Source organism: Curtobacterium sp. APC 4022, from assembly GCF_030407555.1.
Taxonomy (GTDB): Bacteria; Actinomycetota; Actinomycetes; order Actinomycetales; family Microbacteriaceae; genus Curtobacterium.
In genome coordinates this window covers 1-10,185 of the sequence record NZ_JASDDD010000081.1, presented here as the reverse complement: position 1 = coordinate 10,185, position 10,185 = coordinate 1, and the positions used below count along the sequence as shown (strand labels likewise).

The window sequence follows — 10,185 nt, the reverse complement described above, 5'->3', positions numbered from 1 at the left end:
ACGTGCTGCTCGACGGCATCGCGCCGCGCGCGCCGCGATGCCGTCGAGCAGCACGTCGAGCCCCATCGTGAAGCGTGCCTGGTACGAGTGCTGGCCGAGGATCTCGCTGACCAGCCGGTGCCGCTCGGGCCGGCCGGCCTCGGAGTCCCCACGCCCGACCTGCACGGCGGTGTGCCCGACGACGAAGTCGTAGACGACGAAGAAGGCGTACATCGCCTCGGTCTCCGACAGGCCCGCGGAACACAGCGCCCGGACGACGGTGGCGGCGACGGCGTCCGACTCGGTCGAGGCCAGCGGTGCCCGGCTGCTGTGCGACTCGAGGACCAGCGGGTGCCGGACGAGCAGGTCGCGGAAGGTGGTGGCGAAGACCCGGACGACGTCACGCCAGTCCTCGGGCCAGACGAAGGTGTCGGTGAACTCGTCGACGGTACGGCGGACGAGTTCGGCGTGCAGGTCGTCGAGGCCGCCGATGGTGCGGTGCACGGTCATCGGGGCGACGCCGAGCGCCTGGCCGAGGGCGCGGAAGCTCAGGCGGTCGAGGCCGTCCTCGTTCGCGATCACCGTGGCCGCGTCGACGATCTGGTCGCGGGTCAGGGCGCGGGGCCGCCCGCGGCGACGCGTCTCAGGCTCGGCAGCGACAGGCTCGGCAGCAGCGGGGTCGGCGTCAGCAGGCTCGGCGTCGGGCACGGCGTCCTCCTCGGGTTTCCGGTACGCGTACGGGAACGCGTTCCCAGCAGCCTACGGCACGACCGCTCCCGCGCAGCCAGGAGCACTACGCTGACCGCATGGCATCCCGCGACGAGGTCGAGTGCTGGCTGACGGACATGGACGGCGTGCTCGTCCACGAGAACCAGGCGCTCCCCGGTGCCCCGGAGCTGATCCGGCAGTGGCAGGACCAGGGCACCGAGTTCCTCGTGCTGACGAACAACTCCATCTTCACCCCGCGCGACCTCAGTGCACGGCTGCGCTGGTCGGGTCTCGAGGTGCCGGAGGAGCGCATCTGGACGAGCGCCCTGGCGACGGCGGACTTCTGCAAGTCGCAGATGCCCGGCGGCTCGGCGTTCGTGATCGGCGAGGCCGGCATGACGACCGCCCTGCACGAGGCCGGCTTCATCATGACCGAGACCGCCCCGGACTACGTCGTCGTCGGCGAGACCCGCAACTACTCGTTCGAGGCGATCACCAAGGCCGTCCGTCTGATCCGCGACGGCTCGCGGTTCATCGTCACGAACCCCGACGCGACCGGCCCGAGCGCCGAGGGTGTCCTGCCGGCGACGGGGGCGATCGCCGCGATGATCGAGAAGGCCACCGGCAAGCAGCCCTACGTGGTCGGCAAGCCGAACCCGATGATGTTCCGCTCGGCGATGAACCGGATCGGCGCGCACTCCGAGAACACCGGCATGATCGGCGACCGGATGGACACCGACGTGCAGGCCGGCATCGAGGCGGGGCTGCACACCGTCCTGGTCATGACCGGCATCAGCGACCAGGCCGAGATCGACCGGTACCCGTTCCGTCCGAGCGAGGTCATCGCCGGCGTGCACGAGCTCCTGCACACCGAGCCGTACGAGGTCGAGATCTAGGCCGGTTCAGAGCGACTCGAGCACGTCGAGCGCCCGCTGCACCCCGTGCTCCCGCCGCATGAGCCGGCCCACCTCGGCGGCGCGCTCCTGCCGTGACCGGGCGTCCGCCATCGCGGGCACGAGGGCGTCGACCGACAGACGGCGCAGCGGGACCGGGGCGGCGGCCACACCCTGTCGGTGTAGCTGCGCCGCCCAGAACGGCTGGTCGGCGGTGACGGGCACGACGACGGCGGGCACTCCGGCCCGGGCGACCGCGTGCGACGTGCCGGCCCCACCGTGGTGCACGGCGAGCGCCGCTCGCGGCAGCACCGCGTCGAACGGCACCGAGCGCACGGCCAGCACGTCGGGGCCGGCGCATGCTCCCGGCAGCGCGAGCCCGCCCCACCCGGTGACCAGCAGCACCCGCAGACCGTGGGCACGGGCGGCCGCGACGATCGCGCTCCCCCGGGCCGACGCGTCCCCCGTCGCCATCGAGCCGAACGATGCCACGACGAACGGGCCGGCGCGCAGGAAGTCCGCGACGGCGGGGTCGAGGGCCGCCGTCGCGTCCTCGTACCAGGCGCCGGTCTGGTGCACCCGCTCCGGCCAGTCGTCGGGTCGGGGCAGCAGCGAGGGGCTCACGGCCATCAGCGTCGCGCGCGACGGCGAGCGCCCGTCGGGACGACGCCCGCTCGGCAGTTCGGCAGCGGCGCGCGCGACGTCGGCGTCGAAGAGGCGTGCGGCGGTGCGCGGCACGGCGTAGGTCGACCGGTTGTACGAGCCCAGGTCGCGGGTGGCCGTGGGACCACCGGCCGCGGGGAAGCGCTCGCTGGGGGTGGCGACCGGCGCGAACTCCGCCAGGACGCGGGGCACGCCGAGGGCGTCCGCGACCATCGGCGCGCTGAGGACCAGCGGGTGGTGCACGACCACGTCGGGGTCGAAGGCGATCGTCTCCCGCACCGCGGCGGCGAACATCCGGCGCATCGCGGGCCGCACCTCGGCGCGGACGTGACGGACGAGCCTCCAGGGTGTGCGGCCGGCCGGGGCGAGCACCCGCCGCACGTCGAGACCGAGGGGCACCGTGTCGACCCCGTCGGGCGCGGGGGCGTCGTCGGGCAGCGCCAGCCGGACGTCGTGACCGCGCGATGCGGCGTGCCGTGCCAGGGCGGCGAAGGGTTCCACGTCGCCACGGGTGCCGGCGGTGAGCAGCATCAGGCGCATGCCCCACAGTCTGGCCTGGAAGCCGCGGCCCGACGTCGAGGTGGGCCGGGTACGCTCGGACCCGTGACTGACGGCAGTGAGCGGATGTCGCGCACCACGCCGTCGGGGATCGGTGTGGCCGTGCGCCGCCTCGTGCACATCTCACGCCCGGTGCTGTGGATCAACACCATCGGTTCCGGCCTCGTCGCCGTCTGGCTCACCGGGGCGCTGTTCGACCTGCGGGCACTGCCGGTCATCCTGTGGCTCACCCTGCCGTTCAACCTGCTCATCTACGGCGTCAACGACATCTACGACCAGGACACCGACGCGGCGAACCCCCGCAAGGGCTCCATCGAGGGCGCGCGGATCCGGCAGTCCGAAGTCCGGCTCATCGCCTGGGCCGTCGCGATCGTCAACGTCCCGTTCCTGGTCTTCTTCCTCGTCACGCTGCCGCCGCTCGCGAACGCCGCGATCCTGCTCTACGTGGGCGTCTTCGTCTTCTACTCGGCACCGCCGCTGCGTTTCAAGGCGCGGCCGTTCCTCGACTCGCTGAGCAACGCGGCCTACGCCCTGCCGCTCGTCATCGTGCCGCTGGCCCTCGGGGTGACGCCGGTGTGGCCGGCCGCGATCGGGCTGATGGCGTGGAGCGTCGCAAAGCACGCCTTCGACGCGGTCCAGGACATCGTGGAGGACCGTGATGCGGGCATCGAGACCACCGCGGTCCGGCTCGGCGCGCGCGGGACGGCCCTGTGGAGCGGCGCCTGGTGGATCGTCTCGACCGTGCTGTTCGCGGTGGTGAGCCTGCCCGTCGCCGCGGTCAACCTCCTGATCGCCGGCATCCTCGTGGTGAGCCTGCTGCGGCACCCGACGCCGGAGACCGGTCACCGGCTCTACCGACTGTCGGTCGCGTTCCCCTACATCGCGGGGTCGTTCGCCGGGGTGCTGCTCATGGTCTCGATCGTGCTCGGAGGCGCCTCGTGAGCCGCGTCGTCGTGGTCGGCGGCGGGATCGGCGGGCTGACCGCCGCCGCGCTGCTCGCGCACGCCGGACACCGGGTGACCCTGCTCGAGGCGTCCACCGAGCTCGGCGGCAAGAGCCGTCGCATCCACCTCGGCGACGACCGCATCGACACCGGGCCGTCGCTGGTGACGTTCCCCGCGGTGTGGGACGAACTGCTGCGGCGACTCGGCGACGGCGGACGCGCGTCCGACCGCAACGACGACGACGGCCACCTCGACCTGGTGCGGATGCCGGAAGTGGGCCGGTACTACCACGACGGCGAGGAGACCGCCCTGCCGGTGGCACCCGACCACCCGTGGTACCCGGCCTGGCGACGCTTCTCCGACCTGCACGCGCCGCTCGCCGACGACGTGACCGAGCTGCTGCTCGCCGATCCGCTCGACCGGGCGGCGCTGCCGGCGCTGCGCCGCCTGCTGGCCGTCTACGGCTCGCGCCTCACCACGCGCGCGTACCTCGACAGCCTGCCGTGGCTGCCGGACGGGCTGCGCGAGATCATCGCGATCCACACGCTGAACGCGGGCGTCTCGCCGTCCCGCACCCCCGCCCTGTACGCGAGCATGCCGGCGATCATGGCGGAGACCGGGGCCTGGGTGCCGCGCGGCGGCGTGTACGAGATCGTGCTCGCGCTGGGCCGGCTGGCCGAGGCGGTCGGGGTCGAGATCCGCACCGGCGAGGCCGTCACCCGCATCGAGCGCGGGTCGGTCACCACCGACGTCGGGCACCACTCGGCCGACCTCGTCGTCAGTGCCCTGGACGCCGACCGACTCGCTGCCCTGATGGCTCCGTCGCGGGTCCCGGCGCTTCCCCGTCGTCGCCCGCGCACCCTCTCCTGCTCGGCCATCGCCGTGTACGGCGTGCTGCAGCAGGAACTACCGCCCCGGATCGCGACGCACAGCGTGGTGCTGCCGACGAAGCCGGCCGCACTGCACCGCAGCCTCGAGGCGGGCGACGAGCCGGCGGACACGATGGTGTTCGTCAACCAGTACCGCGCGGGCGAGGTCTACCCGAACGCGCGCAGCACCGTCGGCATCCTGCTCACCGCCCCGGCCGACGGCGGGCACTACACGGTCGAACACCCCTTCGTGCGGCGCGAGGTCGACCGCGTCTCGGCAGCGATGGGCCTCGACGGGCCGCTCACCGACCTCCTGGACGAGCAGATGGTGCTCGATCCGCAGTACTACGGCGGTGGCGGCGAACCGCACGGTGCGCTCTACGGGGCGGCACGTCCTCCATGGCTCAGCGGCCCGTTCCACCGCCCGTCCTACAACGACCCCTGGCGCCCCTGGCTGTGGCGGGTCGGCGCGTCCGTGCACCCCGGCGGCGGCATCCCCGCGGTGGTGGGCGGCGCGATGATCGCGGTGACCCGACTGCTGAAGAGCAACCCGTCCTGACGCACCCGGCCTGACGCGACCCCGTCGAGGGCGCTGATGACCATCCGGTGAACAGAACCGGCCTGCGGTGAACGGCAGGCGAACTGGCCCCCGAGCGACTCTATGGTTGCCCGTGATCGAGGCGAACCAGCCTCTGATCAGGGATTTCTGTGAGACTGCTCAGTTGGGACAAGCCGTGTCGATGTCTGTTCGCGCCACGACGGCCGCGGTCGTCGGCGTGCTCGGTGCCGTCGTCGCAGCCGCCCTCGTCGCCACCCACCTGACCCCGGCGAGCGCCCCGACGCCGACGCCGACCCGGTACGCGGTCCGGGTCGGGACCGACACGTGCGGAGCCGGCTGGCCCGGTGACGGTGGCGCCCGGTCCGGCACCCAGACCCTCCGGATCGAGAACACGTCCGTGGCGGGCATCGAGGTCCAGCTCGTCGACCCGGCCGACGGCGCGGTCTTCCTCGACGCCGAGGGCCTGGGCTCCGGCGCAGCCCAGACCTACCGCGTCCGCCTGGCCCGCGGGGACTACCGCTTCCGCTGCCTGCCCGCCGACGGCGAGCCCGAGACCGGCCCGGTGGTCCACGTGCGCGGTGCCGCGCACGTGGCCGGTGCTGCGCCGGGCATCGTCCCGGTCACCCGCGCCGACCTGATCCCCGCCGCGAAGTCGTACGGCGACTGGATCGAGGGACGCCTGCCGGTCCTGCTCTCCGACGTGCGCGCGCTCGACGCGGACGTGCACGCCGGGGACGTCGCCGCGGCGGAGCGCGACTGGCTCACCGGACACCGCGAGTACGAGCAGCTCGGTGCCGCCTACGGCGCGTTCGGCGACGACGACACCGCGATCGACGGCCTGCCGGCTTCCGGACGGACGGCACTCGACGACCCGCACCTGACCGGGTTCCACCGCCTGGAGGCCCTCCTCTGGTCCGGCGCACCGGTCACCCGGGCACTCGCCCCGGCCGACGCGCTGGTCGCGGCGGTCACGCACCTGCAGCGCGTCTTCCCGGGCTCCCGCGTCGACCCGCTCGACGTCGGCCTGCGCTCGCACGAGATCCTCGAGAACGCGCTGCAGTTCGAGGTCACCGGGCGGTCGGACGCGGGCAGCCACACCACACTGGCGACGATCGACGCGAACATCGCCGGGACCGAGCACGCGCTCGACCCCCTGCACGGGATCCTCCGGACGCGATACCCGGAGCTCGCCGAGACCGAGCGTGCCCTGCAGTCCCTCCGCACCGAGGTCGAGTCGCACCGGCGGTCCGACGGCAGCTGGGCGGCGCTCGACGACCTGGACGGCTCGGCGCGCGAACACCTGGACGCCGCGCTCGACCGTGCCCTCGAACTGCTCGCCCCCGTCGCCGCCATCTGTCAACCGAGGAGGACCTCGTGACCACCCCCGGACACGGCATGGACGCTGCGACCCACCGCCGGATGGTCGAGGCGCACGCACGAGCCGGGCTCAGCGCGGACGGCACGGTCTGCCCGGCCGGCGGCCCGACCGCGCACACCGAACCGGCACCCGCTGACCCGGCACCGGCACCGGCACCGGCACCAGGACCGACACAGCGCCGCCCGCTCGGCCGTCGGGCGTTCCTGACGGGCGCGGTCGGCGCCGGAGCGGGAGCCGCTGCGGCGGTGGGCCTGACCGTCGGAGGGGTGCCGGGCCTCCAGACCGAGGCAGCAGCCGCGACCCGCACGGACGACGCGAGCGCCCGGACGTCCTACGCGTTCCACGGCGCCCACCAGGCCGGGATCACCACGCCGGCGCAGCGACAGTCGGCGTTCCTGGCGTTCGACACGACCGTCGGCACCCGCGCGGAACTCGCCGACCTGCTCCGCACGATCACCGAGCGTGCCCGGGCCCTGACCCGTGGTGGGACACCGGCGGACGTGGGGATCACCGCACCGCCGGCCGACTCCGGGGTCCTCGGCCCGGACGTCCCCGCCGACGGCCTGACCGTCACCGCCAGCGTCGGTGCGTCGCTCTTCGACCACCGGTACGGCCTGGCGGGACAGCGGCCGGCACGGCTCCGCACCATGGAGGACTTCCCGAACGACGACCTGGACCGGTCGATCTGCGACGGCGACCTGCTCCTGCAGGTGTGCGCCCACAACACGGACACGGTCCTGCACGCCGTCCGCGACATCGCCCGCGCGACCCGCGGCGGCATGCAGGTGCGGTGGCGACAGGACGGGTTCGGGTCCCCGCCCCGGCCGTCCGGCACGCCCCGCAACCTGCTCGGCTTCAAGGACGGCACCGGGAACCCGTCGACCACCGACCGCGACCGGATGGACGAGCTCGTCTGGACCCGCGGCGACCGGGACGGCGAACCCGCCTGGGTGACCGGCGGCAGCTACCACGTCGTCCGCACCATCCGGATGTTCGTCGAGTTCTGGGACCGCGTCTCGATCCAGGAGCAGGAGGAGATGATCGGCCGCCACCGCGACTCCGGGGCGCCCCTGACCCGCAGCGACGAGTTCGACGACCCGCGGTACCAGGACGACCCCACCGGCGACGTCATCCAGATGGACGCGCACATCCGGCTCGCGAACCCGCGCACGGCCGAGGCCCAGAAGCAGCAGATGCTCCGTCGTCCGTACAACTACGACAACGGCACCGACGCGAACGGCAACCTCGACATGGGCCTGCTGTTCGCGTGCTTCCAGGCGGACCTCGACCGGCAGTTCGTGGCCGTGCAGAAGCGCCTGGTCGACGAGCCGCTCGTCGACTACGTCTCGCCGGTCGGCGGCGGCTACTACTTCGCCCTCCCCGGCGTCCGGCACGCGGACGACTGGCTGGGGCGCGGGCTCCTCGCCCGGACCTAGACCCCCCAGCGGCACGTCACCCACGACACCGAACGCCCCATCCAGAAAGAGGACCCACGTGTTCCGACCTTCCGAGCGACGTCTCCAACAGGGAGCGCTCGCCGTGATGGCCCTCGCGGCCGTCGCCGCGACGGCCCTCGCCGTCCCGCAGTCGGCGTCCGCCGCCGACAACTCCCTGAACACCACCACGCCGATCAAGCACGTCGTCGTGCTGTACGACGAGAACGTGTCGTTCGACCACTACTTCGGCACCTACCCGAAGGCCGCGAACACCGACGGGACGCCGTTCACCGCCGCCGCCGGGACCCCCGCCGCGAACACGCTCGTGTCGTCCGGGACGCTGACGAAGAACCCGAACGCCTACGCCCCGTCGCGGTTGACGCCCGCGCAGGCCCTCACCTGCGACCAGAACCACAACTACCTGCCCGAGCAGAAGGCCGTCGACGCCGGTGCCATGGACAAGTTCGTCGAGAGCACCTCGGTCGACACCTGCACCGGCCTGTACGGCTCGCCCGGTCTCACGATGGACCACTACGACGGCAACACGACCACCGGGCTCTGGAACTACGCCCAGAACTACGCGATGAGCGACAACGCCTGGGACACCGGCTTCGGCCCGTCCACCCCCGGTGCGCTCAACCTGATCAGCGGCAACACCCACGGTGGCACCGGCGTCGACTCGGTCACCGGAGCGCCCGTCGTCACCTCGACCGCGGTCGTCGGGAAGGACGCCGCCGGCCAGGGCACCGTCATCGCCGACCCGGACCCCGCCTTCGACGACTGCTCCGACAAGGACCACACGTCGACGTCGAACCTGGTGAAGATGTCGGGGAAGAACATCGGCGACCTGCTCAACACGAAGGGCGTCACCTGGGGCTGGTTCCAGGGCGGCTTCGCACCGACCACGGCCGCCGCGGGAGCCGGGTCGTTCGCCAAGTGCGACGCCTCTCGGACCAACGTCGGCGGTACCGTCGTCACCGACTACTCGCCGCACCACAACCCGTTCGCCTACTACGCCTCGACGTCGAACCCGCACCACCTCGCGCCGACGAGCGACAGCATGATCGGGTACACCGACCAGGCGAACCACCAGTACGACCTGACCGCGTTCGACACCGCGCTCGCCGAGCACCGGATGCCGGCGGTCTCCTTCCTCAAGGCCCCCGAGGCCCAGGACGGCCACGCCGCGTACTCCGACCCGTTGGACGAGCAGGAGTTCCTGACGTCCAAGATCAACGAGATCGAACAGTCCCCCGAGTGGGCGAGCACCGCGATCGTCATCAACTACGACGACTCGGACGGCTGGTACGACCACGTCGCGCCGACCGTCCTGAACGGGTCGACCGACTCGTCGAACGACACCACGGTCTGCACCACGGCCGCCACGAAGGTCGGCGTCGCCGGTGGCTACCTGGACCGCTGCGGCCCCTCGCAGCGCCTGCCGTACCTGGTCATCTCGCCCTTCGCCAAGCAGAACGACGTCGACCACACCGCGATCGAGCAGACCTCGACCACGAAGTTCATCGAGGACAACTGGTCGACCGGCCGCATCGGTGACCAGTCGTTCGACGCACGCGCCGGATCGATCCGCGGCATGCTCGACTTCGCCCACCCGCAGCAGCGCGAGGTGCTGCTCGACACCAGGACCGGCGCGGTCAGCCGGATCGTGTCGACGGCTGCGACCCCGACTCCGACGCCCACCCCGACGCCGACCCGAACGCCCGGTTCCGGCAGCGGCAGCGGCACGCCCGGCACGGGATCCGGTGCCGGTACCAGCGGGACGGGTACCGCCGGCACGGGTACGGCCGGCACGGGTACGGCCGGGACGGGCACCAGCCCGACCGCGGGAACCGGCACCGGCGGACGGACGGTCGCCGACCCGCCGCAGACCGGGGCGCACGCGAACCGACTCGCCTACACCGGCGCGCAGCTCACCGGCGTCTCGATCGCCACGATCGTGTTCCTGCTCGCGGGCCTCGGCCTGATCGTGCTGCGTCGTCGCCAGCTCCGCCGTCGCGCCTGACCGACCCTCACCGGCGGTGCCCCGGAGCGTCCTGCGCTCCGGGGCACCGCCTCCCCGTCTCCGTCAGCGCGTGCGTTCCTGTCAGCGGCGGGTCCGCGCCAGTGCGCGAGCGGGCCAGCGGGTCAGCGGGGCAGCGGGTCAGCGGGTCAGCGGGTCAGCGCGCCAGCACGCGACC

8 protein-coding genes are annotated in these 10,185 nt (G+C 72.8%); 6 read left to right on the top strand and 2 right to left on the bottom strand.

The window, feature by feature from the left end:
* Positions 1-687, bottom strand: a 687-nt coding sequence (locus QL987_RS16325; RefSeq protein WP_290158682.1) for a TetR/AcrR family transcriptional regulator C-terminal domain-containing protein, incomplete at its 3' end; no start/stop codon positions are given.
* Positions 688-785: 98 nt separating this feature from the next.
* On the opposite strand from QL987_RS16325, the gene QL987_RS16320 reads away from it, so the two are divergent.
* A complete protein-coding gene (locus tag QL987_RS16320; RefSeq protein WP_111076463.1) occupies positions 786-1,583 on the top strand; it encodes an HAD-IIA family hydrolase in 798 nt (265 codons plus the stop codon).
* Positions 1,584-1,589: 6 nt separating this feature from the next.
* Here QL987_RS16320 and QL987_RS16315 read toward each other — a convergent pair whose 3' ends face one another.
* The gene (locus QL987_RS16315) at positions 1,590-2,783 is read right to left on the bottom strand and encodes a glycosyltransferase (protein ID WP_290158681.1); all 1,194 of its coding nucleotides are present in this window, start codon (positions 2,781-2,783) and stop codon (positions 1,590-1,592) included.
* A gap of 63 nt (positions 2,784-2,846) precedes the next feature.
* On the opposite strand from QL987_RS16315, the gene QL987_RS16310 reads away from it, so the two are divergent.
* The 5 genes from QL987_RS16310 (at position 2,847) to QL987_RS16290 (ending at position 10,010) form a co-directional block, all read left to right on the top strand.
* The gene (locus tag QL987_RS16310) at positions 2,847-3,743 is read left to right on the top strand and encodes a UbiA family prenyltransferase (RefSeq protein ID WP_258376807.1); all 897 of its coding nucleotides are present in this window, start codon (positions 2,847-2,849) and stop codon (positions 3,741-3,743) included.
* A complete protein-coding gene (locus tag QL987_RS16305) occupies positions 3,740-5,173 on the top strand; it encodes an FAD-dependent oxidoreductase (RefSeq protein ID WP_290158679.1) in 1,434 nt (477 codons plus the stop codon). The genes QL987_RS16310 and QL987_RS16305 overlap by 4 nt, the downstream gene beginning before the upstream one ends.
* A 181-nt stretch (positions 5,174-5,354) precedes the next feature.
* On the top strand, positions 5,355-6,551 hold the full coding sequence (locus tag QL987_RS16300; RefSeq protein ID WP_290158677.1) for an EfeM/EfeO family lipoprotein: 1,197 nt from the start codon (positions 5,355-5,357) through the stop codon (positions 6,549-6,551).
* Positions 6,548-7,987 (top strand): iron uptake transporter deferrochelatase/peroxidase subunit, encoded by a 1,440-nt coding sequence (efeB, locus tag QL987_RS16295; RefSeq protein ID WP_290158676.1) that lies wholly within the window; start codon positions 6,548-6,550, stop codon positions 7,985-7,987. Before QL987_RS16300 ends, efeB begins: the two co-directional genes overlap by 4 nt.
* A 106-nt stretch (positions 7,988-8,093) precedes the next feature.
* On the top strand, positions 8,094-10,010 hold the full coding sequence (locus tag QL987_RS16290; protein ID WP_356842289.1) for an alkaline phosphatase family protein: 1,917 nt from the start codon (positions 8,094-8,096) through the stop codon (positions 10,008-10,010).
* Positions 10,011-10,185 lie beyond the last annotated feature (175 nt).